We start from the raw sequence: 24,084 nt of genomic DNA, 5'->3' as shown, positions 1-24,084 counted from the left end.
GCCTACCGTGAGGGCATGTCGACCATCCTGATCACCGGTGCCACCTCGGGTCTCGGCCGTTACGTCGCCTTCGAGCTGGTCCGCTCCGGCCATCTCGTCCTCGCCCACGGCCGTGACCCGCACCGCACCGAGAGCCTGGTGGCGGAACTGCGGACGGAGGGGCGGGCCGAGGGCTTCGTGGCCGACCTCGCCTCCCTGGACCAGGTGCGCGAGCTGGGCGCGAAGGTCGCCGACGCCCACCCCGAGCTCGACGTCCTGGTCAACAACGCGGGCGTGGGCTCCGGCTCGCCCGGCACGGGCCGGGAGGTGAGCGCCGACGGACATGAACTGCGGCTGGCGGTGAACTATCTGGCGCCGGTGGCGCTGACCCGCTCCCTGCTTCCGGTGCTGCGGGCGAACTCCCCCGCGCGCGTCGTCAACGTGGGGTCCGCGGGCCAGGAGCCGATCGACTTCGACGACCCGGAGTTCACCCGCGGCCATGACGGGTTCGCGGCCTACTGCCGTGCCAAGTTCGCCCTCGCGGCCCACACCTTCGCCCTGGCCGAGGAGTTGGCGGGCACGGATGTCGCGGTCAACGTCCTGCACCCGGCGACCTTCATGGACACGGCGATGGTGCGCGAGGGCGGCGTCGCCCCGTGGTCGACGGTCGCGGACGGGGCTCCCGGTGTGCTGGCCCTGGCCACCCGAGATCTCGGAACGGGCGGCTACTTCGACGGGACGCGTCCGGCGCGGGCGCACGAGGAGACGTACGACAGGGAGGTGCAGAAGCGCCTGGCGACGCTGACGGACCGACTCCTCGCGCCGTAGCTGCCCAGCGGCGCGGGAACCCGCGCGACCGGCCCCCGCCGGCCCGCGCACGAGGTCAGCGCAGCCCCCGCCGGCCCGCGCACGAGGTCAGCGCAGCCCCCGCCCCGTCTCCAGGACCTCCCGGGCCTGCGCCGCCAGCCCGTCCGCCCCGCAGGAACGCGCCAGCGCCAGGCCCCGGTTGAGCTCGGCCACGGACCGCGCCGCGATGCCGTACTCGACCCGGGCCGCCGCGTGCTCGTACTGACAGGGCGACGCCTCCAGGTACGCCACCGCCTGCGCGGCGAGCCGCACCGCCCGCTGCCCGGTCTCCAGGGCCGCCGCACACCGCAGCGCCTCACCGATCGCCGTGTCCGTGCCGAGCCGCTCGGCGTGCCGGCGGGCCTCCGTGGCCAACTGGGCGGCCCGCACCGGGTCCTCGACGGCGAGAGCACGCGCGAGGTCGGCCGCCCACGGCACCAGCACCGGGTTGTGGTGGCCCCGGACCGCCGCCGCCTTCTCCGCGGCGTCCAGTTCGTTGATCCCGTCCTTGGTGCGGCCCACGGCCAGCAACAGCCGTCCCCGCACGGACCGCGGGTCGGGCAGCACGATCGTGGACGGGTACGGCGGCGCGAAGCCGTACTGCTCGGCGATCGCCCACGCCTCCTCGACATGGCCTCGCGCGAGCAGCGTGTCGACGAGGTTGCACGTCGCCGACCAGTACAGCGGCAGACCGCGTCCGACCCGTTCGGCGAGCCGCAGCGACTCGCGCAGGGAGGTCTCCGCCTCCCGGAGCCGGCCGCGCCGACGGTGCCCCAGGCCGACGTAGGCGTGGGCGAGCGCGAGGTGGCCGCCGCTCCAGCCGGCCGACTCGTAGGTGCGCAGGGCGTCGCTGTAGAGGGCCTCGGCGCGGTCGAGCCGGTCCGTGAAGGCGTACGCGCTGGCCAGCATGAGGGGCAGTTCGAGGCCCCACTCGGTGTCGGTCCAGCCGAGGCCGGGTGCGAGGCGGCCGTTGACGAGGGCGCGGTCGCAGACCTCGGCGATCTCCTCGGCGCTCTCGCCGCGGGCCATCGCGTCGAAGCCCCGCAGGATCAGCAGGGCCCGCTCGGAGTTGTCCCGGCCGGTGCACTTCGCGGCCAGGGCCGCGAGGCGCTCGGAACGGTCCGGTGAGCCGGCCTCGCCCGGGTAGAGCCCCTCCCAGGTGTACTGGACGGCCTGGAGGCGGAGCCGGGCCGAGCCCTCCTCGTGCCGGGCGGCCTCCGCCTCGACGGTGCGGACCGCCTCCTCGAGCTGGTTGTTGTGCATGAGCGCCTGGGACAGGCGGATCACGGCGTCCACCCGTGCGGAGCCCTCGAGGCCGGGCATGGCGAGCGCGGTCTGGAGGTGGCCGATGGTCTTGGCGGGGGCGGTCAGGAGGGTGGCGCAGCCGAGTTCGAAGAGCACGCGCGCGTGGACCTCGGGTGCCGGGGGTTCCAGGAGGGCGCGCTCCAGGCAGCGGCGGGCGGCGTCCGGGGCGCCGACGAGCAGGTGTTCGCGGGCGGCCTCGCGCAGCTGCTCGACGAGTTCCTCGTCGTCGTCCGGGTGGACCTGGAGCAGGTGCCGGGAGGCGGCCGCGGCACCGAGCCCGGAGTCGGTGACGAGCTGGGCGGCGATGCCGTGCATGGCGGTGCGCAGGGCGTCCGGGATGGAGTCGTAGACGGCGGTGGCGATCAGCGGGTGCACGAACTCCAGCTCGCCGTCCTCCGCGCCGGAGTTGGTCAGGATGCGGGCGCTGCGCAGGAGTTCGGCGCAGCGCGCCGCCGTGTCGGGCTTCAGGGTGGCGAGCTTGGCCACCAGGCCGACGGAGATGTCGGTGCCGAGGATCGCGGCCGCCCAGGCGAACCGGGTGGCGTCGATGCCGAGTTCCTCCAGGCGGGCGACGAGTCCGCCGCCGCGGGCCGAGCGGTTGAGCTCGCGCAGTTCGTTCGCGGAGCTCTCGCCGGGCTCCATGTCGCTGTCGCGGACCTTGGCGAGGAGTTCCACGGTCTCGTACGGGTTGCCGCCGGTGACGGCCCACACCTCACGGCAGAACGGGGCGTCGGCGTGCTCGCCCAGGGTCGCGCGGGTGAGGCCCGCGGTGGCCTCCGGGGTGAGGGCGCTGAGGCTGGTGACGGGCCCGCCCGCGGCGGCGGCCACGGTCTCCAGGAGGCGGGCGCTCTCGGGGGTGGCCTCGCCGGGGCGCCGGGCCACCACGACCAGGACGGACAGGTCGTCCAGGCGCTCGGCGAAGGCGGCGAGCCAGCGCAGGGTCTCCTGGTCGGCCCAGTGGGCGTCGTCGACCATCAGCACGAGGGGCCAGTCCCGGCGCGCGAGCCGGCGCACCGCGGCTACCAGTCCGTCGCACACGCCCTGCGGGTCGGCCTGGCGCTCACCGGGGTCCGTGATGCCGAGGGCGGGGCCGGCGATGTCGTACCAGTCGCCGAGGTACTCGCGGGCCTCCTCGGGCATCAGCGACAGGAGGGCCGGCTGGAGCAGTTGGCGTACGACGTTGAAGGGGACGGACCTGAGGGTCTCGCCGCCGCGGGCGGACCAGACGGTGCAGCCGCGTGCCTCGGCGATGCGGCGGGTCTCGGCCAGCAGGGCGGTCTTGCCGAAGCCGGCCTCGCCGCGGATGACCAGCACACTGCCCGAGGACGTGCGGCCCGCGCACAGGGAGTCGATCACCCGTTCCACGGCGGCGAGTTCCTCGTCGCGTTCCCACAGCGAGGCCGGGGCGGCCGCCATGGGCCGTACCTCCGTCATCCCGCTACCTCCCCAAGTCGCCCGAACGACGTACAGATCTCGAGCGTAGCCGTCCGGGTGCGGAAGCGGAGGGCGGTCGGGGTACCTGTTGCCTTGTCGGGTGACCTGCGGTACGGGCGGGCGACGCGCCCCGCCCATGACCTGCCGTGGACGGACCTGACCGCCCGTCAGTCCTGGTGCATGGAACACCTGGAGTCCATCCGGGGGGAGGCGGGACGCCCGTTGCCGAGGTGCCGCGCGATCGCGTCCGCATCGACCTCAACCGTCCTCGTTCCGCCCGCCGCCCGGTTGAGGCTCCAGAGCTGAGCAGGGTCTGAACGCCCCGGGGTCTGAAGGGGGGCGGCCCACGTCCCCGAGTTCCTCGTCCCGGCGGACGGTTCGGGGTCGATCAGGGCGTACCGGCCGGATCGCCCCGGCCGCGCGGGAACGGCCGGTGCGCTGGATCGCGCGTCGGGACCTCGGCCTGAATCGGCCGCGCCCCTCTCATCCCTCTTTCACCGAGTGCTCATACGGTGGGGGCATGACGCAGGAGACTCCCCCCGGGTGGTACCCCGATCCCGGGCAGACAAGTGACGGTCCCGCCACCGAGCGCTGGTGGGACGGCAAGGCGTGGACCGAGCGGACCCGGCCCGCCGGATCGGCCGCCGCATGGGGTCCCCCGGAACAGGTCGCGAGCCCCGGGGACGCCGGGCCCTATCCGGTTTATCCGCCGTATCCCGCTCAGCCGCCGACCGGAACGCGGCGCGGCCGCACGGGCATAGCCGTGGCCGTGGCGGTCGTGGTGCTGGCGAGCATAGGCGTGGGGGTGTACGCCCTGGCCGACAGCGGAAACGGCAAGGACGACGCGGCCACCTCGCAGGGCCCGGGCGGCCAGGGCGGACCGTTCGGCGGCAACGGCGGCTCCGGCGGCAGCGGGGGTTCCGGCGGCGCGTCGCCCTCGCCGCGGGGGTCCGAGGCGCCGAGGATCGAGAGCGGTTCGGTGACCGACTCCATCGACGGGATCAGCCTTCCCGTCCCGGACGACTGGTACGGCCAGGAGATCCAGGTCGGCGCGTCCGTGACCTCCAACGACTCCTATGCCTGCCCCGGCGACACCTCCCAGAAGTGCACGAAGGGCGGTGCCTACTCGGCGCCCGCCCTGGCCCTGGGCACCAAGGGCAGCACGGCCGAGGCGGTCGCGAAGGCCGACATCGAGGCGAACGCGGAGCAGTCCTACGGCGGCAAGACCTACGGTTCGATCACCTCGCACGACGTGCTCGACTCCGAGGCGGTGACGGTGGCCGGGCAGAAGGGCTACCGGGTCCGCTGGAAGGCGGTCACCAGCAAGGGCTCCGACGGCTATGTGGAGTCCCTGGCCTTCCCGTCCCCGGCGAACCCGCAGCAGATCGTGGTGGTGCGCTTCGGTGTCGACGTCGAAGAGGGCCAGAGCGTGATCGACGACATCACCAAGGGGATCAAGGTGTCGACGGGCGGCGGCAGCGGCCAGGACGTCTGACGCCCGGCCCCCGGGCCCGGGGCGGCCGGGTGGGGCGCCTCCCCGCTCGGGAGGCACCCCACCCGGCCGGGGGGTGCGCGCCGCCCCCGTCCCCACGGTGCGGCGCGAACAGGTCGCCGTCCAGTCATCCCGTGGACGGCGGCCTGGGTCTCAGGTCAGGCCGAGCGCCGGCAGTACGGCGGCCTCGACGAAGCGGACCAGGTAGTCCGGGTCGGCGTACTTCCCGTCGACGACGGGCCGGGCGCGGATGACGCCGAACATCTGGGCCGGGACGTATTCCAGCGCCGGGTGTCCGGATGCGATCTCACCCCGGTCGACCCCACGCTGGAGAATGTGCCTCAGTGCGGCGATCTCAGGTTCGACCAGCGCCTCACGCAGGGCCCGCGCGAGTTCCGCGTCCTGGGTGACGGCGTGGCCGAGCGCCTGGAGCAGCTTGGTGTCGTGCATCGACCACCGGCCCGCGGCGCGGGCGGCCTCGCGCAGGTCGTCGGCGAGCGATCCGGTGTCGATCCCGTCGAACTTCGCCCTGCGGCGGGAGCGCAGGGCGGCCACCACGAACTGGGGCTTGGTCTTCCACTGCCGGTAGAGGGTGGACTTGCTGCACCGGGTGCTGGCGGCGACGCCCTCCATGGTCACGGCGTCGTATCCGCATTCGCGGACCTGTTCGAGCACGGCGTCGAAGAACTCCTGTTCACGCTCGGGCGTGATCTTGGAGCGGCGCGAGGCGGCGACCGTCTCCGGTCCGTCCGCGGCCTGCGACGTCATGAGCTCTTCCCTTCCTTCGCTCCGGCGGCCGGTCTGCTTTCGCGGCCGCCGCGTTTCATTCCCGGATTCCAGTGTGTCGTATGTCAATCGATACGCCAGTGTACCGGTACCCGACCGTATCGGTACACTGGCGTATCGGTACGAGGTCGTATCGATGAGTTTTGGAATCCGGACGAGTCACCACGTTGTTCGGATTCAGCATCAGCACCACCGTCAGCGAAAGGGCCGGGGGAATGAATGCCCGCACCGAGCCTTCAGAAGCGGAGCCGGGCGCCACAGCGCGGCCGCCGCTCGTCCGTGAGCTCCTGCTCGTCGTAGGGCTCTTCCTCGTCTACAAGTTCGGCCGGCAACTGGTCACGGGCCACACCACCGAGGCCTACCGCAACGCCGACCGCGTATGGGACTGGGAACGGACCCTGCACCTGCCCGAAGAGGGCTCGGTCCAGTCGCCGCTGCTGCACGGCGACACCCTCGCGCACCTCGCGAACACCTACTACGCGACCGTCCACTTCCCGGCCACGGTCGCCTTCCTGGTCTGGCTCTACCTGAGGCGTCCCGCCCGCTACCTGTGGGCCCGTCGCGTCCTCGCCGGCCTCACCGGCGCCGCCCTGGTGCTGCACCTCGTCTTCCCGCTGGCCCCGCCGCGGATGCTCGCGGCGGCCGGTCTGGTCGACACCGCGAAGGTCTACGGCCCCTCCGTGTACGGCCCGCCGCAGACCGACTCCCTCTCCAACCAGTTCGCCGCGATGCCCTCGCTGCACTTCGGCTGGGCCCTGATGGTGGCGATCGGCCTGATCGTGGCGACCCGCTCGCGCTGGCGGTGGCTGTGGCTGCTGCACCCGCTGGTGACCCTGGCGGTGATCGTCGGGACGGCGAACCACTACTGGATGGACGCGATCGTGGTGACGGCCCTGCTCGGCGTCGTCCTCGCCGTCGTCCGCCCCCTGACCTCGCCCCGGGGAACCCTCGTCCCGCTCCGCTCCCGGCACCGGACGGCCACCACGGCGGCCCCGACCCAGGGGAAGCCCGTCCCGGCCGAGTCCGAGGAGAACGTCCTGGTCGGAGCGGGCCGATGAACGCCACCCTGCTCGCCCTCGCCCTCTCGCTGCTCTCCTCCGTCGCCTACGCGGCCGCGGCCGTGGCCCAGGAGCGCCTCGCCTCCCGCGATCCCGGTTCCGGTGTGCTGCGGATGCTGGGCTCGGGCGCCTGGTGGGGGTCGGTCGCCCTCAACGCGTCGGCAGCGCTGCTGCACGTCGTCGCCCTCAAGTACGGCCCGCTGACCGTGGTCCAGCCGCTCGGCGCCCTCACGCTGGTCGCCGCGGTGCCGCTGGGCGCCCGGATCGCCGGTCGCCGGGTCAGCGCGACGGAGTGGCGGGGCACCGCGTACACGCTGGCCGGCCTCGCCGCGATCCTCGTGGTGGCGTCGGGCTCCGAGCCCGGCAAGGTGCTGAGCACGTCCGAGGCGGTGGCGGTGGCGGCGGTGACGGCGGCCCTGATCGGCGTGCTGGCCCGTCCCGGTGCCAAGCCCGGCATCCGGCACGCGTCGGCGTCCGGGGTCGCCTCGGGCGTGGCGTCCGCGCTCACCCAGACCGTGACGGTGGCAGCGACGGACCGTTCCGAGTCACTTCTGAGTGTCCAGGTGATCGGCGTGGCCCTGCTGGTCGCGGCCTTCGCCGCGGGCGGGCTCCTGCTCTCCCAGACCGCCTACCGTGACGGCCTCGGCGCCCCGCTCGCGGTGGTGACCCTGGCCAATCCGCTGGCCGCCGCGGTGATCGGCCTGTCCCTGCTGGGCGAGGGACTGCGGGGCGGCGCGGCGGGCGTGCTGCTCGCCCTGGCGGGCGCGGGCCTCGCGGCCTGGGGTGTGGTGCTGCTGACCCGTACGCCTTCGGTGGCGGTGGACGACGACCACCCGGTGGCGGCGGTCCTGGCCCTCGAACCGTCGACGGCGTCGGTGGAACCGGCCCTGCGGGACATGACAGTGCCCCGGCAGCCGGGGCCGGGGCACCTCACACCGCTGTAGGGACGCTCAGCCGAACCCGCGGGCGTCCTGCTTCAGCGCCGTGTCGACCGTCAGCGCGGTGGCGACGACCAGGCTCAGCAGCGGCTCGGGCAGCTGGTAGTGGATCTGCAGCACGTAGTTGTCCGCGGTCGTGAACATCGTCTTGGCGAGCCCCTCCCACGTCTTCGTGATCCGGGCGACCTCGTTCTCGGTGTGGTCGACGATCGCGAAGTTCCAGGCCCGCCAGTTCTCCGCCTTGATCGCGCCGACCTGCCGGCCGTCCACCATCAGCGCGAAGTTGATCTTCCCGATCATGTTCTGCTGGACGATCTCACCGACCGGCGTACCGTCCGGACGCTCCACGATCACCCGGGACTTGAAGATCTTGCCCGGCCGGGTCAGCAGCATGAGCGGCTGCCCGTGGGCGTCGCGGATCTCCAGCCTGATCTTCATGAACTGATCGATGCTCCAGAAGAACCGCACGATCTTCCGGAAGGCGCTCTGCCCGACCTGGGTGACGGAGCCGAGCTGGTTGCCGTGCTGGTCCATGACCTTGTACTCGTTGGTCAGCTCGATCAGCTTGGCCTTCTGGTTGACCACGAGCACCGGCTCGGTGAACAGCGTGCCGCCGCCCGCACCGCCGCCGGTGACGCCGGCCTGCTGCTGCACCTGACGCTGCACGCGCGGGTCGGGACCGGCCGACTGCTGGGGCATCTGCGGTGCCGGGGCCGGCGGGGCCTGCACGGCCTGCCCCGCCCCCTGCTGGTCCTGGTGGGTGTGCTGCGTCCACTGCGCCCCGTCCCAGTACCGGAGCGTCTGGGCGGCTCCGTGCGGATCGGGGTACCAGCCTGCAGGTGTGTTCGAATGCGTGGTCACCGGGGCACACTACCCCGGGACCACCGCATTCCGGCCATGTGTACGACCGCTCCGCGTACGGCTTTACCTGGTGATTACGGCGGGATCACTCACCCCGGGACGTCCGTTCTCGACATGTCCGGCGAATCGCCTGAGGAACGCCGGCTCGGCCTCGGAGGTGACCGTGAGGTCGTACCAGCGGCGGCTCCTGGCGAGCCCGAAGGTGTGCCGTACGGTGGCGCCGACCCGCACGGTGAAGGTGCGCGCGGGATCGCCGTAGCCGCTCGTCACCTTCAGACGGACCGTGCCGGAGCCCTTGTTGGTGAACGTCAGCTCGACGTCGTCGCCGGTGTGGCGGGCGGTCACCTCGGGGCCGGCGCTCCTGTTCGACCCCCGGAAGGCGCGCAGGAAGCCGGCCGGGCCGTGCACGGTCAGGTCGTACGACCCCTTGGAGTACGCCGAGTTCCAGGTGTCCGAGACCGTCCGGCCGGCCTCGGTGGTGTAACTCCAGGGCCCGTCCGTGCGGTTGCCGGAGGTCACCAGGAAGGCGGCACCGGCCTTGGCGCCCGAGGCGAAGGTGAGGGTGAAGGTGCCGTTCCTCGCGTCGACCGAACCGTCCACGCGCGGCACGTACTTGAGGGGACGGGCGGGACGCAGGCCGGGCTCCTGCTTCGGCAGGGTGCCGACGGCGGGCGGGACGGGCACGTAGTCGGGGTGGCGCTCGCGGTCCGGCGGTTCGTAGCCGTCGGTGCCCGGCAGGGCGACCGGCCTGGTGTCCTTGCGGGAGAAGTCGAAGGCCGAGGTCAGATCGCCGCAGACCGCGCGCCGCCAGGGCGAGATGTTGGGCTCGTGGACGCCGAAGCGCCGCTCCAGGAAGCGGATGATCGAGGTGTGGTCGAGCGTCTCGGAACAGACGTAACCGCCCTTGCTCCAGGGCGAGACGACGAGCATCGGGACACGCTGGCCGAGTCCGTAGGGGCCGGCCGGGTGGCCTGCGTCGCCCTTGAAGAGGTCGGGGGCGGGGTCGACCGTGGACTTGCCCTGGGCCGCCGAGCCGGGCGGGAAGGCGGGGACCACGTGGTCGAAGAAGCCGTCGTTCTCGTCGTAGGTGATGAACAGCGCTGTCTTCGCCCACACCTCCGGGTCCGCGGTGAGCGCGTCCAGGACCTGGGCGATGTACCAGGCGCCGTAGTTCGCGGGCCAGTTGGGGTGCTCGGTGAAGGCCTCGGGGGCGACGATCCAGGACACCTGGGGCAGCTTTCCGGCCTTGACGTCGGCCCTGAGCCGGTCGAAGTAGCCCTCGCCCTTGGTGAAGTCGGTCCCGGTGCGGGCCTTGTCGTACAGCGGATCGCCGGGCTCGGCGTTCCTGTACTGGTTGAAGTAGAGCAGCGAGTTGTCGCCGTAGTTGCCCCGGTAGGCGTCCGGGATCCAGCCCCAACTGCCGTTCGCGTCGAGGCCGTCGCCGACGTCCTGGTAGATCTTCCAGGAGACGCCGGCCTTCTCCAGGCGCTCGGGGTAGGTGGTCCAGCCGTAGCCGGCCTCGTCGTTGCCGAGGACCGGGCCGCCGCCCTGCCCGTCGTTGCCCGTGTAGCCCGTCCACATGTAGTAGCGGTTCGGGTCGGTCGAGCCGATGAACGAGCAGTGGTAGGCGTCGCAGACGGTGAACGAGTCGGCGAGGGCGTAGTGGAAGGGGATGTCCTCGCGGGTCAGATACGCCATGGTCGTGGACCCCTTGTTCGGGACCCATTTGTCGTACTTGCCCCCGTTGAACGCTGCGTGTCCGTCGTTCCAGCCGTGCGGGAGGTCCTGGATGAACTGCATGCCCAGGTCGTCGGCCTCGGGACGGAAGGGCAGGATCTCCTTGCCGTTCCGGTCCGTCTGGTGCCAGACGGACCGGCCGTTCTCCAGGGTCACCGGGCGCGGGTCGCCGAAGCCGCGCACGCCCCTGAGCGAGCCGAAGTAGTGGTCGAAGGACCGGTTCTCCTGCATCAGGACGACGACGTGCTCGACGTCCTCGATCGTCCCCGTGCGGTGGTGGGCCGGGAGCGCGGCGGCGCGCTGGATGCTGTTCGACAGGGCGGTGAAGGCGGTGGTGGCGCCCGCGAGTTGGAGGAATCTGCGCCGGTTGACGTCGGACATGAGTGAGGGACCTCTCAATCCTGCGCATCGATGGCCCGAGGGTGACGGAAGGTGCGCGCAGCGAGTGTTCCAAGAGCAACAAACGTCAGGGAAGGGTGCGGTGGCGCTGATGTGAAAGTCGGGGGTACGGGTGGGGTCGGTGTTCCGGCTCCTCGCGGCGCGAGAGGATCAGTCCGCTCCCCCGCGGGCGTTGTAGACGGCGACCTCGCCCTCGTCGACCGCCTTGCGGTAGCCGCGGAACACCGCGAGCGCCTCGTCCCTCAGCACATCGCCGACGACCTCGATGCCCCGTGCCCTGAACTGCTCGGCCCAGTCCGCGCCCACCGGCCCCTCGTCGAACGTGGTGAGCTCCTCCAGCTCCGGGCCCTCCCCCGCCACTACCAGGCCGCGCACGCCGGACCACATCGTGGCGCCGTAGCACTGCACGCAGGGACGCCAGTTGACGACCAGCTCGTGCGCGGGCAGTCCCGCACCGCCGAGGTCCCAGCCGCCGGTCGCCCGCTGGGCGAGGCCGAGCGCGACGACCTCGGCGTGCGCGCTGGAGACCCCGCTGGACAGGACGACGTTGACGCCGACGGAGACGATCCGGCCGGTCTCGCGTTCCGCGACGAGCGCGGCGAACGGGCCGCCGTCGCCCGCGCGCCAGTTGCGGTCGGCGAGGCGGTGCACCAGACGCATGCGGTCCTCCCGGGACGGCAGGGCGGCGGGCACACGGGCGAGTTCGCCGTCGATCCAGGCGGGCAGGGTGACGCGGTACTCCCTGGCGATGTCGATCACTATGTCTTCCTCCGCGGCCGGGCCGAACGATCTCGGCACTCATCATGCGCGTTCCCCCGGCGTCCGCGACGAGCTCGGACCCGCCCCGGCCCGTGCCACCGGGTTCCGCGTCCTTCTTCTTCCGTGAGACGGAAGCGGTGTTGCCGTGCCCCTCCGGTCGCCAAGACGATGCCAGCACAGCAGAGAGACGGGAGCCGCAACGATGCCGCACATGACCGCCTTCGCCAGGAACCAGTGGTACGTCGCCGCCTACAGCCAAGAGGTGGGGCGCGAGGAGCTGCTCGGCCGGACGATCCTCGGTGAACCGCTCGTCCTCTACCGGACCGAGGCGGACGGGACGCCCGTCGCGCTCGCCGACCGGTGCGTGCACCGCCGCTTCCCGCTGCACGAGAAGCCGAGCCGGCTCGACGGCGACCGGATCGTGTGCGGCTACCACGGGTTCACGTACGACACGACGGGCACCTGCGTGTACGTGCCGGGGCAGAAGCGCGTACCGCGTACCGCCCGGGTCGCCTCCTACCCCGTGGTCGAGCTGGACTCCCTGGTCTGGGTGTGGATCGGAGACCCGGCCCTCGCCGACGCCGGCACCGTTCCGCGGGCCAGGCACCTCGACTCCCCCGGCTGGGTCACCGTGCGCGGCATGGAGCCGATCGACGCCGACTACGGACTGCTCGTCGACAACCTCCTCGACCTCTCCCACGAGACCTATCTGCACGGCGGCTACATCGGCACCCCAGAGGTCGCCGAGACCCCGATCAGCACGGAGGTCGACGAGGGCGCCGGCATCGTCCGGGTCAGCCGGCACATGGACGACGCCGAGTGCCCGCCGTTCTACGCCAGGTCCACCGGGATCAAGGGCCGGATCACCCGCTGGCAGGACATCGAGTACCACGCACCCTGTCTGTACCTGCTGCACAGCCGCATCGCCCCGGTCGGCGTGCTGCCCGAGGCCGACGGCAGCGACCCGAACGGCTTCCACACCGAGATCACGTACGCCATCACGCCGTCCGTTGACGGTCACGTGTACGACTTCTGGATGGTCTCGCGCGACTGGGCGACCGAGGACGCCGAGGTCACCGAGTTCCTGCGGGGCAACAACCACACGGTCGTCATGCAGGACGTGGACGCGCTCAACCTGCTCCAGAAGACGCTCGGCACCGAGCGCTCCGGCTACCAGGAGCTCAGCATCAACATCGACACCGGCGGTCTCGCCGCCCGCCGCATCCTCGCCCGCCTCGTCGAGGAGGGCGACAAGCCCGTGGAGAAGGTCCTGTGAGTGCCGCGCCCACCGGGGAGATCTACCGCGTCGACTGGCTGCCGGGCACCGATACCCTGCACGGCACCTGTCACTGCGGCCGTGAGCACACCTCGCAGGACCCGATCGAGATGTGGGAGTGGATGCTCGCCCACCCGAACGGGCACTCACCCCAGGGACCCGCCCCGCAAGGCGACGAGTCGCAAGGAAACGGTTCATGAGTGACGCGTACGAAGCCGAACTCGTCGTCGACCGCAAGGACCTCGCGGCCGACGGGGTGTTCGCCCTCACCCTGCGCCACCCGCTGGGCGAACAGCTCCCGGCGTGGGAGCCCGGTGCCCACATCGACGTGGTCCTCGGCCCCGGCCTGGAGCGGCAGTACTCGCTGTGCGGCGATCCGGCCGACCGCACCGCCTGGCGGATCGCCGTGCTGCGCGAGCCCGCCGGGCGCGGTGGATCCGCCCATGTGCACGAGCAGTTGGGGCGGGGCGACAAGGTCCGGGTGCGCGGCCCGCGCAACCACTTCGCGCTGCGCCCGGCACCCCGGTACCGCTTCGTCGCGGGCGGCATCGGCATCACCCCCGTCCTGCCGATGCTCGCGGCGGCGGAGGCCGCGGGTGCCGAGTGGACCCTGCTGTACGGCGGCCGGACCCGCGCGTCCATGGCGTTCACCGAGGAGTTGAGCCGCTACGGCGACCGTGTCACCGTCGCCCCCCAGGACGAGACGGGGCTCCTGGACCTCGCCTCGGTGCTGGACGACGTCCCCGAGGGCACCCTCGTCTACTGCTGCGGTCCCGGGCCGCTGCTCGACGCAGTGGAGCAGCGCTGCCCGGCCGGGCTGCTGCACATGGAACGGTTCACCCCGAAGGGGCAACCGGAGGGCGAGAACACGGAGTTCGAGGTCGAGCTGGCGCGGACCGGCACGACGATCAGCGTCGCTCCGGACGTCTCCGTGCTCGACGCCGTGCGCGCCAGTGGTGTCGAGGTGCTGTTCTCCTGCACCGAGGGCACCTGCGGCACCTGTGAGACCGATGTCCTCGACGGCACCCCGGACCACCGGGACTCCGTGCTCACGGACGAGGAGCGGGAGGCCGGGGACACGATGATGATCTGCGTGTCCCGGTGCCGGGGGAAGAGGCTCGTGCTGGACCTGTAGCCCCGGTGGACATCCGCAGGTCCGTCTCGATCCCGGCGACCGTCTCCAGCAGCGGCGGCAGCAGGTCGCGCCGGACCGCGGCGAGGCTCGTACGCCCGGCCTGCACGGGGATGTTGACCGCCGCCACCACCTCGCCGCCCCGGTCCCGCACCGGGGCGGCGATCGAGCGCAGCCCCTCCTCCAGTTCCTGGTCGACGAGGGCGTATCCCTGCCGCCGCACCCGGTCGAGCTCCGCCCGCAGCAGGTCGGCGGAGACGATCGTGCGGGCCGTGAGCGGGGTCAACACGGCACGGGCGAGCCTGAGTTCGGCCTCCGCCGGCGGCAGGTGCGCGAGGATGACCCGGCCGACCGAGGTGACGTGGGCCGGGAAGCGGGTGCCGACGGTGATCGACGCGGTCATGATACGGCGCGCGGGCACCCGGGCCACGTACACCACGTCGTCGCCGTCGAGCACGCACAGGGACGACGACTCCCTTGTGTTCTCGACCAGTTGCTCCAGATGGGGTTCGGCGATCTGGGCCAGCGAGAAACTCGACAGGTAGGAGTAGCCGAGCTCCAGCACGCGCGGGGTGAGCCGGTAGGCGCGGCCGTCGGCGCGCACGTACCCGAGGTCGGCGAGCGTCAGCAGGAAGCGGCGGGCCGCGGCGCGGGTGAGTCCGCAGGTGCGGGCGACCTCACTGAGGGTCAGTTCCGCGTGGTCGGCGTCGAAGGCGCGGATCACGGCGAGGCCGCGCTCCAGGGAGCGGACGAAGTGCGGGGCGCGGGCTGCTGCTTCGGACATCGTCGCCTCCGTCGAGCAAGTGTCAACAATATTGTCAGCCAAAGGTGTTGACCTCGACCCGCGAGACCAATACCTTTCGCGCTGAGCACCACTGTGCGGTCTGCGCACAGCCTGTCGTAAGCACAGCCTGTCGGAACAACGAAGTCTGCACAGGAGGAGCCATGCGTCGTCTGCTCGTCGCCCTCGCGGCCGGAGCGTTACTGGTCACCGCGTCGGCCTGTGGTTCGTCCGGCGACTCGGGGGCCTCGGACTCGGGATCGTCGTCCGGCGGCACCACCACCGTCAAGCTCGGCCTCATCCCGATCGTCGATGTCGCGCCGATCTATCTCGGCCAGCAGAAGGGCTTCTACAGCAAGCACGGGCTCAAGCTCCAGATATCGACTGCGTCCGGCGGCGCGGCGATCGTGCCGGGCGTCGCCAGCGGGCAGTTCCAGTTCGGTTTCTCCAACGTCACCTCCCTGCTGATCGCCCAGTCGTCCGGGGTGCCCGTCAAGGCGGTCTCCAACGGCATCGCCTCGACGGGGGTGGAAGGCAAGGACTTCGCGGGCATCGCGGTCAAGAAGGGCAGCGCGATCCGGTCCGCGAAGGACCTGGAGGGCAAGAAGGTCGCCATCAACACCCTGAAGAACATCAACGAGTCCGCGGTGCGCGAGTCGGTCCGCAAGGACGGCGGCGACCCCGACAAGGTGAAGTTCGTGGAGCTGGCCTTCGACCAGATGCCGGCCGCTCTCGACGGCGGCCAGGTCGACGCGGCCTGCGCGGTCGAGCCCGCGCTCGCCACCATCAAGAGCCAGGGCGGCCAGGTGATCGCCTCCCCGCTGGTGGACGTGGCCAAGGACACCACGGTCGCCCTGTACTTCACGTCGACGCAGTACCAGCAGCAGCACGCCGACGTGGTCGAGAAGTTCCAGCAGGCCACCGCCGAGTCCCTCGCCTACGCCGAGGCCCACCCGGACGAGGCACGCGCGGTCATCACGACGTACACCAAGATCCCGGCGTCGGTCCTCGCGCAGGTGACCCTGCCGAAATGGCCGGCCGAGCCGAACAGGGAGTCCGTCGAGGCGCTCGCCGAGCTGGGCGAGGGCGACGGGTTCTTCAAGAAGACCCCCGACGTCGGCGCGCTGCTTCCGTGAGGTTCCAGGACGCGGCGCTGGGCGCCGCCGGGCTCGCGGCCTTCCTCGCCCTGGGCGAGGCGGTGCCGCGGCTCGGCCTGGTCGAGGAGGCGTACTTCCCGCCGACCAGCCGCATCGCGCGCGCCCTCGCCGACGAGCTCTCCGACGGCGCCTTCTGGACGGCGCTCGGCGACACCCTCACCGGCTGGGCCCTGGGCCTGGCCATCGCCGCCTCGGCGGGGATCGTCGCCGGCGTGGTCGTCTCGGTGGTGCCGTACCTGCGCGAGGCGACGGCCTCGACGATCGAGTTCCTGCGCCCGATCCCCTCGGTCGCCCTCATCCCGCTCGCGGTGCTGCTGTACGGCAGCGAACTGCGCTCGGTGCTGCTGCTCGTGGTGTACGCCAGCTTCTGGCAGGTCCTCATCCAGACGCTCTACGGCGTCCAGGACGTCGACCCCGTCGCCGACGAGACGGCACGGTCCTACGGTCTGGGCACCTGGGCGCGGGTCCGGCACGTGCTGTGGCCGACCGCGCTGCCGTACGTCTTCACCGGCGTCAGGCTGGCCGCGGCCGTCGCGTTGATCCTCGCCATCACCGGTGAACTCGTCATCGGGGCACCGGGGTTGGGCGCCCGGATCGCGGTGGCGCAGAACTCGCAGGCGGTGCCGGAGATGTACGCGCTGATCGTGGTGACCGGACTTCTGGGGCTGCTCATCAACGTCGGCGCGCGTACCGTGGAGCGGCGGGCGCTGGCCTGGCACCAGTCGGTGCGCGGGGAGGTGGCGGTGTGAGGCGCTTCGCACTCCAACTGGCCCTCGTCATCGCGCTGCCCGCCCTGCTGGTGGTGGTCTGGTGGCTGGCGTCGGACAGCAGCACCGACGTCTTCTGGCCGCCGCTGCGCACCATCCTGCGCACCTTCCCGGACGTGTGGACCGCCGAGCGGCTGCGCGACGACGTCCTGCCCAGCCTGTGGCGCCTGACGGCCGGTTACGCGCTGGCGGCCGTCGCCGGTATCGCCGTCGGCACGGTCATCGGCTCCTACCGGCGGGTGCGCGCGGTGTGCGAACCGGTCCTGGAGTTCCTGCGGGCGGTCCCCCCGCCGGTCCTCATCCCGGTCATCATGCTGTTCGCGGGCATCGGCGACACCATGAAGGTCACCGTGATCGCGAGCGGCTGCGTCTGGCCGATCCTGCTCAACACCGTCGAGGGCGTCCGCGCCGTCGACCCGGTGATGGTGGAGACGGCCCGCTCCTACGGCATCTCCGGGCACTCCCGGCTGCGCCATCTGGTGCTGCGCTCGGCGAGCCCGCAGATCTTCGCGGGCCTGCGCCAGGCCCTGTCGATCGGCATCATCCTGATGGTCATCAGCGAGATGTTCGCGGCCAGCAACGGCATCGGCTTCACGATCGTCCAGTTCCAGCGCAGTTTCGCGATCCCCGACATGTGGACCGGGATCCTCGTCCTCGGTCTGCTCGGGTTCCTGCTCTCCGTCGTCTTCCAGTTGGTCGAGCGTCGGGTCCTCGCCTGGTACCACGGCCTGCGCGCCTCGACCCGGCGGTCCCCGTGAATCATCCGAACGCGAAAGGGCGGTCCATGCACGCGCTTCTTGGCGTATCCGGCCTGAAGAAGGTCTACGAGGGGTCCGGGCGCCGGGTGGAGGCGGTGCGCGATCTGACCTTCACCGTCGACGCCGGGGAACTCGTGTGTCTCGTCGGTCCCTCGGGCTGCGGCAAGACGACCCTGCTGAAGTGCATGGGCGGCCTGCTCGACCCGACGGCCGGCGAAGTCCGCCTGGCAGGCCGGAAGGTGAGCGGCCCGCCGCCGGGGATGGCCTTCGTCTTCCAGGAGTACGGCCGCAGCCTCTTCCCCTGGATGCGGGTCGCCGACAACGTGGAACTCCCCCTGAAGCAGAAGAGCCTGACCAGGACGCAACGGCGCGGCCTGGTCGCCGACGCGCTGGAGTCGGTGGGTCTCGCGGACGCCGCCGGCGCCTACCCCTGGCAGCTCTCCGGCGGGATGCAGCAGCGCGTCGCCATCGCCCGCGCACTCGCGTACGAGCCCGAGGTCCTGCTGATGGACGAGCCGTTCGCGGCCGTGGACGCGCAGACCCGGGCCGACCTGGAGGACCTGGTGCGCCGGCTGTGGCGGGAGCGCGGCATCACGATCCTGTTCGTCACCCATGACATCGACGAGGCCGTGTACCTGGGCGAGCGTGTGATCGTGCTGTCCGCCTCCCCGACCGTCGTGCAGGAGCAGCTCAAGGTCGATCTGCCGGACGAGCGGGACCAGTTGCACACGCGTGTGGCCCCGCGCTTCGCCGAACTGCGCACCCATGTGTACGAGCAGATCCAGGCGGCCAAGCGCGGGGCCGTGCGGGACGCACCCGGCTGACCGTGGCCTCACTGACCCCGACCTTCTTGCCAACTTCGGCAAGTCGTCGCGTCATGTGCGCAAGAAACGCAAGCCGCTTGCGTAGTGGTGTCGGCTGCCGTGAAAAGCCTGCTTCACACCCTGCTCCCCGTCGCCGTGTCCGCCGAGAGCCGCTGGGCGACGTAGATCGGGATCACCGACAGCAGCACCAGGGCGGCGGCCACCACGTTCACCACCGGTGCCTGTCGCGGGCGGGTCATGTTGTCGAAGATCCAGAGGGGGAGGGTCTCGACGCCCGGGCCCGCGGTGAAGGTGGTCACCACGATCTCGTCGAAGGAGAGGGCGAACGAGAGCAGGGCGCCCGCGAGGAGGGCCGAGCGGACCAGCGGGAAGGTGACGTCGACGAAGGCGCGGAAGGTGTTCGCGCCCAGGTCCATCGCGGCCTCCTCGTAGGAACCGGAGGTGCGGCGCAGGCGGGCGACGACGTTGTTGAAGACGACGACGATGCAGAAGGTGGCATGGCCGACGACCACCGTGAACAGGCCCAGGCCGACGCCCAACGGTTCGAGCACCGTGCCGAACGCCGAGTTGAGGGCGATGCCCGTGACGATCCCCGGCAGCGCGATCGGCAGGACGACCACGAAGGAGAGGGTGCCCCGGCCGAAGAACCGGTGCCGGGCGACGGCGAAGGCGATGAGCGTGCCGAGGACCAGGGCGACGGCCGTGGCGCCGAGGCCCGCCTTGACCGACACCCACAGCGCCTCACGGGCTCCCGCGTTCTCCCGGGCCACCGACCACCAGTGCACGGTCAGGCCGGACGGTGGCCAGCTCGCGCTCCGGTCCGGGTTCAGGGAGTTGACGAGGACGAGCACGAGCGGGACGTAGATCACCGCGAAGCCGAGGCCGGCGCCGACGCGCAGGGCGATCCGTGCGGAACGGGAGAGTTGCACGACGGGCTCCTCTACAGACTACTCAGCGCGCCGGTGCGGCGCAGTGCCAGCAGGTACAGCACGATGACGGCCACCGGGACCGTGCCGAGCGCGGCGGCCATCGGCAGGTTGAGTTCGATGTTGGAGTAGACGAGGTTGCCGATGAGCTGGGTCTTGCCGCCGACGATCTGCACGGTGATGTAGTCGCCGAGACTCAGCGAGAACGTGAAGACCGACCCGGCCGCCACCGACGGCAGCACCATGGGCAGGACCACCGAGCGGAAGGTCCGGCCGGCCCGCGCCCCGAGGTCCGCCGACGCGTCGAGCAGGTTGGCGGGCACCTGCTCCAGCGCCGTGTGGACCGGCAGGATCATGTACGGCAGCCAGAGGTACGTCAGGGTCAGCACGGCCGCCGTCAGCCCGTACCCGGGTCCGGTCAGCCCGAACGGCCTCAGCATCCAGTCGGCGAGCCCGCCCTCGGACAGGATCAGCCGCCAGGCGTACACCTTGACCAGGTAGCTCGCCCACAGCGGGGTGAGGATGGCGACGACCAGCAGCGGTCGCCACCGGGGCCGTGCGACCCGTGCCGTGAAGAAGGCGACCGGGAAGGCGATCACCGCGCACAGGACGGTGACCGCCAGCGCCACGCCGACACTCCGCAGGACCACCTGCCGGAACACCGGCGTGGTGAACAGCTCGTGGAAGTTGTCGGTCGACCAGACCTTGACCACCTCGGAGGTGAAGGAGTCGGTCGTCCAGAACGCGGAGACGAACAGCACGGTCAGCGAGCCGAGGTAGAGCACCGCCAGCCACAGCAGCGGGGCCGTGAGGAGCAGGGCGAGCCGGAGGCGGGGGCGGCGGTGCAGCGCCCCCGCGGTCCGTGTCGTCAAGGCCATGCCTCAGCCCTTGATCTCGGTCCAGGCCTGCACCCACTTCGCGTACGGCACGCACCTGACGTCGGTGCGGCCGTCCAGGCACTGCTCGATGGGCGTGTTCCAGAAGGCGATGTTCTTCCAGTAGTCCTCGTCGGAGGCGTGGTAGGTCGCGCAGAAGTTCTTGTCGCTGGTCAGGTCGCACGCCTCGGAGTTGGCGGGCGCCTCCCCGAAGTACTCGGCGACCTGGGCGTTGACCTTCGGCGAGACGATCCAGTCGAGCCATTTGTAGGCGCAGTCGGGGTGCTTGGCCTTGGCGGAGACCATCCAGGTGTCGGACCAGCCGGTCGCCCCCTCAGCGGGGACGAACGCCTTGACCTTCGCCCCCTCGTCGGCGGCGAGGTTGGCGATGACCTGCCAGGTGGTGCCGATCACGGAGTCGCCGCTCTTGAACGCGGAGATCTCCTTGAGGTAGTCGCTCCAGTACTCGCCGATGTTCGCGTTCTGCTTCTTCAGCAGGGCGACGGCAGCGTCGAACTGCTTCTGGTCCAGCGCGTAGGGGTCCTTGATGCCGAGGCCGGGCTCGGTCGCCTTCAGGTACAGCGCCGCGTCGGCGATGTAGATGGGTGAGTCGTAGGCGGTGACGTGGCCCTTGTACCTGGACGCGTCGTCGAAGACGGCGGACCAGGAGGTCGGGGCCGGGCTGACCTTGCCGGTGTTGTACATGAGCAGGTTGGCGCCCCGGCCGTGCGGGATGCCGTACATCTGCCCGTCGACGGAGTTCCAGGCGCCGTCCTTCAACCCGCTGAAGATGTCGCGGTAGTTGGGGACGAGGTCGGTGTTGACGGGGGCCGCGTCCCCGGAGGCGATGAGGCGCAGGGAGGCGTCGCCGGAGGCGGAGACGGCGTCGTACTGGCCCGTCTTCATCAGCTTGACCATCTCGTCGGAGCTGGCCGCTGTCCTGGAGTCGACCTGACAGCCGGTCCGCTTCTCGAAGTCGCTGACCCAGTCGGCCTCGGGATCGTTGGATCCGTCCTCGACGTAGCCGGCCCAGGCGATCAGGTTGACCCGTCCCTCGGTGGCGCCGAGTTTCGTGGGCGCCTTGAGGTCGGGCGGGTTGAGTCCGGAGGAGGAGCCGCCGGAGCCGGAGTCGGAGGAGCCGCAGGCGGTGGCGGCGAGCAGCAGGGTGACGGCCGCGGCCGCGGTGAGGGGGATGCGCACGACGTACTCCATCTGCGAGAAGGGGGTCAGTCGGTGGTGGGCACCGCCACGGCGTGCCGCCGGTGCCATTGCAGGCGCACCCGGGCGCCCCGGTAGGCGGCCACGTCCTCGGAGGACGTCTCCAGGTTCTGCTGGAGGGCCGTGAGGCGGCCGCCGCCGTCGAGGTCGACCAGGAAGCGGGTGGCGTCCCCCAGGTAGACCACCTCGGCGACGGTCCCGGTCGCACTCGCGTGCTCCGGCTCGTCGGCGTCCGCGGACTCCTTCAGCACCCGGATCTTCTCGGGCCGCACGCTGTAGGTGCCCGCCGCGCCGACGGTCCGGCGGGCGACGTCCCCGTCGAGGAGGTTGGAGGTGCCGACGAAGGACGCCACGAAGCGGGTGGCGGGCCGTTCGTAGATCTCGGCCGGGGTGCCGACCTGTTCGACGCGTCCGCGGTGGAAGACGGCGATGCGGTCGCTCATCGCCAGAGCCTCCTCCTGGTCGTGCGTGACGAGGACGAAGGTGATCCCGACCTCCCGCTGGAGCGCCTTGAGTTCGACCTGCATCTGCTCCCGCAGCTTCAGGTCGAGCGCACCGAGCGGCTCGTCGAGCAGCAGCACGCGGGGTCGGCCGACCAGCGCGCGGGCGAGGGCGACACGCTGGCGCTGTCCGCCGGAGAGCTGGGCCGGCCGGCGTCTGCCGAAGCCCTCCAGGCGGACCTCGCCGAGCGCCTTGCGGGCCCGCACCAGCCGCTCCGCCTTGGGCACCCCGCGGACCTTGAGGGCGTAGGCGACGTTCTGCTCGACGCTCATGTGCGGGAAGAGCGCGTAGTCCTGGAAGACGGTGTGGACGTCCCGCTCGAAGGGCGCGAGGCCGGTGACCTCCTGCCCGGCGAGCTCGACACGGCCCTCGGTGGGCGTCTCGAAGCCGGCGATCAGGCGCAGGACGGTGGTCTTGCCGGAGCCGGAGGGGCCGAGCATCGAGAAGAACTCGCCGTCCCGGATCTCCAGGTCGATCCCGGCCACGGCGGTCGTCTCCCCGAACGACTTCCGCAGGTGGTGCAGCCGGATCGCACTTCCCTCCATGGGCGGGAACCTTTCTGGCGCGCTCGGGCGTTGACCGATCGACCGAAAACATATGAAGTCATAGTTCAAAGCTCAAGGCCCCCTTAGGGTAAAGCTTGAGTCAACGTGCAAGGTGGTGGCCGTGAACCAGCAGCGCATCGACGGCGACGCCCGCAGGGCCGTCTTCGCCCCGGTGGACAGCCGGGCCCGGGTGGACGCGGTCGTGCGCCGGATCGGTGACGCCATCGAGCTCGGGCTGCTCGCCGACGGGGAGCAGCTCCCGGGCGAGAGCGAACTGGCCGGCCGGCTCAGCGTGTCCACGGTGACCCTGCGGGAGGCGCTGATGGCCCTGCGCCAGCAGGGGCTCGTCACCACCCGCCGGGGCCGCGGCGGCGGCTCCTTCGTCTCGCTGCCCGAAGTCCCGGGCGAGGAACGGCTCAGGGGCCGCCTGCGCGGCTGGAGCACCGAGGAGCTGCGCGACCTCGGCGACCACTGGGCCGCCCTCTCCGGTACGGCGGCGAGGCTCGCGGCCGAGCGCACCGGGCCCGAGGACCTCGTCCATCTGCGGCGCACGGCCGAGGAGTTGACGAGGTCCGGGGACGCGGCGGCGTGCAGTCGTCTCTACGGCCGCTTCCATGTGGAGCTGGCGGCGGCCGCGCAGTCGGCGCGGCTGACGCGGGAGCAGGTGGCATTGCAGACGGAGGTCGGGGCGCTGCTGTGTCTTGTGCTCGGGGACGGCGAATATCGTGAAGAGGTGTCCGAGCGACTCCGATTCGTCATCTCGGCCGTGCAGGATGGGGTCCACGAATCGGCCAGGGAGCTGGCCGAGCGATGCGTACGGGAGTCGACGGCACGGCTGATCGCCCTGCGTCTGACGCTGTAGCCGCCTCGCTCGGCGGCCCCGTCCGCTGGAGGGCAGCCATGGGCCTCGCGACGGCAGTGCCCGGCACGGCACCGGAGGAGTCGGTCGCGGCACGGGTCCGCTCGGCCGTCGAGACGGTCTTCGACGCCGTGGCCGCGACCCGCGCCGACACCACGGCCCTGCTGGAGCGCGTGGCCGCCGAGGGCCGCCGCCCGGCCACCGCCGACCTGGCCGCCCTGCGCCCGGGCCTGCATCTACGGCTCGCCCGGTGCGCGCTGGTGTCCGGCGTCGGGTTCGTCGCCGCCCCGGGCCTGCTGGCGGACGTACCGGCGTGGCTGGAATGGTGGCAGACGGGCGCGGAGGGTGACGTACGGCCGCTGCTGCCGGACCTCGACCCCGAGCACTCGGCGTACGCCGACTACACGCACTGGGACTGGTTCGCGCTCCCCCGCGACACCGGGGAGCGGGCGGTGGCCGGGCCGTACGTCGACTACCTCTGCTCCGACGAGTACAGCCTGACGCTGTCGGCGCCGGTCGAGGTGGCGGGCCGGTTCGCCGGGGTGGCCGCGGCGGACGTGTACCTGCGGCACTTCGAGGCGGCCGTGATGCCGCTGCTGCACCGGCTCCCGGGCCCGGCACGGCTGGTGAACGCCCGTGGCCGGGTCGCCGCGTCCAGCGATCCGCGGCACCTGGTCGGCTCCCTCGACAAGGGCCCCGACCTCGCGGGGGCGTTGGCGGCCGGCCGGCCGGGACGGGCCGGCGGGGTGCGGCTGATCCCCTGCGCGGGAGTGCCGCTGGTGCTGGTGGTGACGGAGTGAACCGGACCGGGCGGCCCCGTGGAGCACCCCTGCTCCACGGGGACCGGCAACTACTGACGAGGCGCCGTCGA

Annotated in this window: 23 protein-coding genes; 13 read left to right on the top strand and 10 right to left on the bottom strand. The window is 71.6% G+C overall.

The window, feature by feature from the left end; translation table 11 throughout:
* Positions 1–15: 15 nt before the first annotated feature.
* A complete protein-coding gene (locus tag ACIQJT_RS00565; protein WP_402638646.1) occupies positions 16–807 on the top strand; it encodes an SDR family NAD(P)-dependent oxidoreductase in 792 nt (263 codons plus the stop codon).
* A gap of 87 nt (positions 808–894) precedes the next feature.
* Here ACIQJT_RS00565 and ACIQJT_RS00560 read toward each other — a convergent pair whose 3' ends face one another.
* Positions 895–3,564, bottom strand: coding sequence for an ATP-binding protein (locus tag ACIQJT_RS00560; RefSeq protein ID WP_402638644.1), 2,670 nt, complete (start codon positions 3,562–3,564; stop codon positions 895–897).
* A gap of 520 nt (positions 3,565–4,084) precedes the next feature.
* Between ACIQJT_RS00560 and ACIQJT_RS00555 the strand changes: the two genes are divergently transcribed.
* On the top strand, positions 4,085–5,059 hold the full coding sequence (locus tag ACIQJT_RS00555) for a DUF2510 domain-containing protein (RefSeq protein ID WP_402638641.1): 975 nt from the start codon (positions 4,085–4,087) through the stop codon (positions 5,057–5,059).
* A 150-nt stretch (positions 5,060–5,209) separates the two neighbouring features.
* Here the strand turns inward: ACIQJT_RS00555 and ACIQJT_RS00550 are convergent, their stop codons facing one another.
* Complete coding sequence (locus ACIQJT_RS00550; protein ID WP_365454119.1) at positions 5,210–5,824, bottom strand: TetR/AcrR family transcriptional regulator C-terminal ligand-binding domain-containing protein; 615 nt, start codon at positions 5,822–5,824, stop codon at positions 5,210–5,212.
* A gap of 233 nt (positions 5,825–6,057) precedes the next feature.
* Here ACIQJT_RS00550 and ACIQJT_RS00545 point away from each other — a divergent pair, with 233 nt between their 5' ends.
* Positions 6,058–6,900: a phosphatase PAP2 family protein gene (locus ACIQJT_RS00545; RefSeq protein WP_402638638.1), complete on the top strand. Its 843-nt coding sequence runs from the start codon at positions 6,058–6,060 to the stop codon at positions 6,898–6,900.
* Complete coding sequence (locus ACIQJT_RS00540; protein ID WP_402638635.1) at positions 6,897–7,844, top strand: hypothetical protein; 948 nt, start codon at positions 6,897–6,899, stop codon at positions 7,842–7,844. Before ACIQJT_RS00545 ends, ACIQJT_RS00540 begins: the two co-directional genes overlap by 4 nt.
* Before the next feature lie 6 nt (positions 7,845–7,850).
* Here ACIQJT_RS00540 and ACIQJT_RS00535 read toward each other — a convergent pair whose 3' ends face one another.
* The 3 genes from ACIQJT_RS00535 to ACIQJT_RS00525 form a co-directional block, all read right to left on the bottom strand.
* The gene (locus ACIQJT_RS00535; RefSeq protein ID WP_365454110.1) at positions 7,851–8,699 is read right to left on the bottom strand and encodes a phospholipid scramblase-related protein; all 849 of its coding nucleotides are present in this window, start codon (positions 8,697–8,699) and stop codon (positions 7,851–7,853) included.
* A 63-nt stretch (positions 8,700–8,762) separates the two neighbouring features.
* Positions 8,763–10,817: a phosphocholine-specific phospholipase C gene (locus ACIQJT_RS00530; RefSeq protein WP_402638632.1), complete on the bottom strand. Its 2,055-nt coding sequence runs from the start codon at positions 10,815–10,817 to the stop codon at positions 8,763–8,765.
* A gap of 168 nt (positions 10,818–10,985) precedes the next feature.
* Entirely contained in the window at positions 10,986–11,594 is a 609-nt protein-coding gene (locus ACIQJT_RS00525) for a nucleoside deaminase (protein ID WP_365454105.1), read from the bottom strand.
* A 202-nt stretch (positions 11,595–11,796) separates the two neighbouring features.
* On the opposite strand from ACIQJT_RS00525, the gene ACIQJT_RS00520 reads away from it, so the two are divergent.
* The 3 genes from ACIQJT_RS00520 to ACIQJT_RS00510 are packed head-to-tail and all read left to right on the top strand — an operon-like array spanning position 11,797 to position 14,005.
* Positions 11,797–12,870, top strand: a complete 1,074-nt coding sequence (locus ACIQJT_RS00520; protein WP_402638629.1) for a Rieske 2Fe-2S domain-containing protein — start codon at positions 11,797–11,799, stop codon at positions 12,868–12,870.
* The gene (locus ACIQJT_RS00515; RefSeq protein WP_365454099.1) at positions 12,867–13,070 is read left to right on the top strand and encodes a hypothetical protein; all 204 of its coding nucleotides are present in this window, start codon (positions 12,867–12,869) and stop codon (positions 13,068–13,070) included. Before ACIQJT_RS00520 ends, ACIQJT_RS00515 begins: the two co-directional genes overlap by 4 nt.
* Complete coding sequence (locus ACIQJT_RS00510) at positions 13,067–14,005, top strand: PDR/VanB family oxidoreductase (protein WP_365454096.1); 939 nt, start codon at positions 13,067–13,069, stop codon at positions 14,003–14,005. The genes ACIQJT_RS00515 and ACIQJT_RS00510 overlap by 4 nt, the downstream gene beginning before the upstream one ends.
* On the opposite strand, the gene ACIQJT_RS00505 is transcribed toward ACIQJT_RS00510, so the two are convergent.
* Entirely contained in the window at positions 13,920–14,786 is an 867-nt protein-coding gene (locus ACIQJT_RS00505) for an IclR family transcriptional regulator C-terminal domain-containing protein (protein ID WP_402638626.1), read from the bottom strand. The two genes, ACIQJT_RS00510 and ACIQJT_RS00505, sit on opposite strands and share 86 nt — an antisense overlap.
* Before the next feature lie 161 nt (positions 14,787–14,947).
* Between ACIQJT_RS00505 and ACIQJT_RS00500 the strand changes: the two genes are divergently transcribed.
* The 4 genes from ACIQJT_RS00500 to ACIQJT_RS00485 are packed head-to-tail and all read left to right on the top strand — an operon-like array spanning position 14,948 to position 18,289.
* On the top strand, positions 14,948–15,919 hold the full coding sequence (locus tag ACIQJT_RS00500; RefSeq protein WP_365454090.1) for an ABC transporter substrate-binding protein: 972 nt from the start codon (positions 14,948–14,950) through the stop codon (positions 15,917–15,919).
* Positions 15,916–16,689, top strand: a complete 774-nt coding sequence (locus tag ACIQJT_RS00495) for an ABC transporter permease (RefSeq protein WP_402638624.1) — start codon at positions 15,916–15,918, stop codon at positions 16,687–16,689. The genes ACIQJT_RS00500 and ACIQJT_RS00495 overlap by 4 nt, the downstream gene beginning before the upstream one ends.
* Positions 16,686–17,465: an ABC transporter permease gene (locus ACIQJT_RS00490; RefSeq protein ID WP_365454086.1), complete on the top strand. Its 780-nt coding sequence runs from the start codon at positions 16,686–16,688 to the stop codon at positions 17,463–17,465. The genes ACIQJT_RS00495 and ACIQJT_RS00490 overlap by 4 nt, the downstream gene beginning before the upstream one ends.
* A gap of 26 nt (positions 17,466–17,491) precedes the next feature.
* A complete protein-coding gene (locus ACIQJT_RS00485; protein WP_365454084.1) occupies positions 17,492–18,289 on the top strand; it encodes an ABC transporter ATP-binding protein in 798 nt (265 codons plus the stop codon).
* Between the two features lie 113 nt (positions 18,290–18,402).
* Here the strand turns inward: ACIQJT_RS00485 and ACIQJT_RS00480 are convergent, their stop codons facing one another.
* From ACIQJT_RS00480 to ACIQJT_RS00465, 4 genes are read right to left on the bottom strand one after another with little or no spacing between them, the layout of a single operon-like run.
* Positions 18,403–19,218, bottom strand: coding sequence for an ABC transporter permease (locus ACIQJT_RS00480; RefSeq protein ID WP_402638620.1), 816 nt, complete (start codon positions 19,216–19,218; stop codon positions 18,403–18,405).
* Between the two features lie 11 nt (positions 19,219–19,229).
* Entirely contained in the window at positions 19,230–20,093 is an 864-nt protein-coding gene (locus ACIQJT_RS00475) for an ABC transporter permease (RefSeq protein ID WP_365454079.1), read from the bottom strand.
* A gap of 3 nt (positions 20,094–20,096) precedes the next feature.
* On the bottom strand, positions 20,097–21,302 hold the full coding sequence (locus tag ACIQJT_RS00470; protein ID WP_402640029.1) for an ABC transporter substrate-binding protein: 1,206 nt from the start codon (positions 21,300–21,302) through the stop codon (positions 20,097–20,099).
* Between the two features lie 14 nt (positions 21,303–21,316).
* Entirely contained in the window at positions 21,317–22,354 is a 1,038-nt protein-coding gene (locus tag ACIQJT_RS00465) for an ABC transporter ATP-binding protein (protein WP_402638617.1), read from the bottom strand.
* Between the two features lie 121 nt (positions 22,355–22,475).
* Between ACIQJT_RS00465 and ACIQJT_RS00460 the strand changes: the two genes are divergently transcribed.
* Both ACIQJT_RS00460 and ACIQJT_RS00455 read left to right on the top strand, forming a co-directional pair.
* The gene (locus ACIQJT_RS00460; RefSeq protein ID WP_402638614.1) at positions 22,476–23,216 is read left to right on the top strand and encodes a FadR/GntR family transcriptional regulator; all 741 of its coding nucleotides are present in this window, start codon (positions 22,476–22,478) and stop codon (positions 23,214–23,216) included.
* Positions 23,217–23,254: 38 nt separating this feature from the next.
* Complete coding sequence (locus tag ACIQJT_RS00455; protein WP_402638612.1) at positions 23,255–24,013, top strand: hypothetical protein; 759 nt, start codon at positions 23,255–23,257, stop codon at positions 24,011–24,013.
* Positions 24,014–24,084: the final 71 nt, after the last annotated feature.

The organism is Streptomyces sp. NPDC091972, from assembly GCF_044756385.1.
GTDB lineage: Bacteria > Actinomycetota > Actinomycetes > Streptomycetales > Streptomycetaceae > Streptomyces.
The sequence above is the reverse complement of the archived record's forward strand: the minus strand, read 5'-3'. Positions and strand labels throughout refer to the sequence as shown.

What these genes read in the sequence shown, in the direction of transcription:
- ACIQJT_RS00470 (WP_402640029.1), bottom strand. Translation starts at nt 21,302, where the DNA reads ATGGAGTACGTCGTGCGCATCCCCCTCACCGCGGCCGCGGCCGTCACC.
- ACIQJT_RS00530 (WP_402638632.1), bottom strand. Translation starts at nt 10,817, where the DNA reads ATGTCCGACGTCAACCGGCGCAGATTCCTCCAACTCGCGGGCGCCACC.
- ACIQJT_RS00475 (WP_365454079.1), bottom strand. Translation starts at nt 20,093, where the DNA reads ATGGCCTTGACGACACGGACCGCGGGGGCGCTGCACCGCCGCCCCCGC.
- ACIQJT_RS00510 (WP_365454096.1), top strand. Translation starts at nt 13,067, where the DNA reads ATGAGTGACGCGTACGAAGCCGAACTCGTCGTCGACCGCAAGGACCTC.
- ACIQJT_RS00565 (WP_402638646.1), top strand. Translation starts at nt 16, where the DNA reads ATGTCGACCATCCTGATCACCGGTGCCACCTCGGGTCTCGGCCGTTAC.
- ACIQJT_RS00540 (WP_402638635.1), top strand. Translation starts at nt 6,897, where the DNA reads ATGAACGCCACCCTGCTCGCCCTCGCCCTCTCGCTGCTCTCCTCCGTC.
- ACIQJT_RS00500 (WP_365454090.1), top strand. Translation starts at nt 14,948, where the DNA reads ATGCGTCGTCTGCTCGTCGCCCTCGCGGCCGGAGCGTTACTGGTCACC.
- ACIQJT_RS00465 (WP_402638617.1), bottom strand. Translation starts at nt 22,354, where the DNA reads ATGGAGGGAAGTGCGATCCGGCTGCACCACCTGCGGAAGTCGTTCGGG.
- ACIQJT_RS00505 (WP_402638626.1), bottom strand. Translation starts at nt 14,786, where the DNA reads ATGTCCGAAGCAGCAGCCCGCGCCCCGCACTTCGTCCGCTCCCTGGAG.
- ACIQJT_RS00545 (WP_402638638.1), top strand. Translation starts at nt 6,058, where the DNA reads ATGAATGCCCGCACCGAGCCTTCAGAAGCGGAGCCGGGCGCCACAGCG.
- ACIQJT_RS00455 (WP_402638612.1), top strand. Translation starts at nt 23,255, where the DNA reads ATGGGCCTCGCGACGGCAGTGCCCGGCACGGCACCGGAGGAGTCGGTC.
- ACIQJT_RS00520 (WP_402638629.1), top strand. Translation starts at nt 11,797, where the DNA reads ATGCCGCACATGACCGCCTTCGCCAGGAACCAGTGGTACGTCGCCGCC.
- ACIQJT_RS00485 (WP_365454084.1), top strand. Translation starts at nt 17,492, where the DNA reads ATGCACGCGCTTCTTGGCGTATCCGGCCTGAAGAAGGTCTACGAGGGG.
- ACIQJT_RS00560 (WP_402638644.1), bottom strand. Translation starts at nt 3,564, where the DNA reads ATGACGGAGGTACGGCCCATGGCGGCCGCCCCGGCCTCGCTGTGGGAA.
- ACIQJT_RS00550 (WP_365454119.1), bottom strand. Translation starts at nt 5,824, where the DNA reads ATGACGTCGCAGGCCGCGGACGGACCGGAGACGGTCGCCGCCTCGCGC.
- ACIQJT_RS00555 (WP_402638641.1), top strand. Translation starts at nt 4,085, where the DNA reads ATGACGCAGGAGACTCCCCCCGGGTGGTACCCCGATCCCGGGCAGACA.